This window comes from Acidithiobacillus concretivorus (assembly GCF_018853445.1).
In the GTDB taxonomy this organism is placed as follows: Bacteria; Pseudomonadota; Gammaproteobacteria; order Acidithiobacillales; family Acidithiobacillaceae; genus Acidithiobacillus; species Acidithiobacillus concretivorus.
The window spans coordinates 1-340 of sequence record NZ_JABELD010000179.1; the positions used below are offsets into that span (position 1 = coordinate 1).

The 340-nt window shown below is 55.0% G+C and carries 1 pseudogene; it reads right to left on the reverse strand.

Annotation, left to right across the window (positions count from 1 at the left end):
* A pseudogene (locus HJG40_RS14625) lies at nt 1-340 on the reverse strand (DDE-type integrase/transposase/recombinase); the annotation flags it as partial.

Sequence of the window (340 nt, forward strand, 5' to 3'; positions counted from 1 at the left end):
GAGGGGACGATGATATACCACGTCCACGATGGTCTTGGGGTTATCGTAAATACCCCGCTCAGGGACCCCTTCAAAGGCTAGAAAAGCTTCCTGATGGGCGGCGAAGACCATCTCCTGGGTTTCTCTCGGATAGGCCCGGACAAAGGACATCCTGCTGTAAGTCAGGCGAAAGTGGGCGACCTTGATCGCCATGGCCACCCCATCCAGAATCACTGTCTCGCTGCTCCAGTCAAACTGATACGCTTCACCGGGACGGAAACTCAGGGGAATAAAGGCTTGGTGCAGACCAGGACGAACATTAGCCTTCCACGCCTTTACCCAGCGCTGAATGCTGTCATAG